At 40.7% G+C, this 548-nt stretch carries 1 protein-coding gene; it reads right to left on the bottom strand.

Going from position 1 to position 548, the window contains the following annotated elements:
- A partial coding sequence (locus E2E34_RS37770) for an MFS transporter (RefSeq protein ID WP_167518458.1) occupies positions 1-548 on the bottom strand: 548 nt, incomplete at both ends.

The raw sequence follows: 548 nt of genomic DNA on the forward strand, positions 1-548 counted from the left end.
CATTCTTAGTGCCCATTTCAGGTCTCCCGTTTGTTGGATAAGCTTGTTGACGGATAACGAAAATACTATACCGCCAAGTCCACCGCCAGAGACCGCAATTCCCATAGCAAATGCCCTATATTTCTTGAAATATGTAGGCAATATAAGGGTAGGTGGTATAAAAATCATCAGGAAAGATAAGCCAACCAAAACCCATTGAGTCAAATATACTTGCCAAAGTTTAGTCGCGAAAGATGCAAGGATATACCCACTAGTTTGTATGAAAATACCACAGAAACTAAGGTTATGAAAACCAAACATTTTATATCCTAACACACTGAGAGGGGCTAGCACTTGTGCTAGAAACACTACGATCCCGCCAATTAAGGCATAATCATATGGAGTAGCCTCGGGAAATGAATTTGATGACAAATAATAGTTCAAGAAAACTCCGTAACCAGCATTAGAACCCCAGGTCGAAAATGCTGCCAACATAGCACAGAATGCTGACACCCATCCATAACCCCCATCTGGTGGATCATTATTGACATCATCATATTTTTCATCGG

It is taken from the genome of Streptomyces albidochromogenes, from assembly GCF_005981925.1.
Classification (GTDB): domain Bacteria; phylum Actinomycetota; class Actinomycetes; order Streptomycetales; family Streptomycetaceae; genus Streptomyces; species Streptomyces albidochromogenes.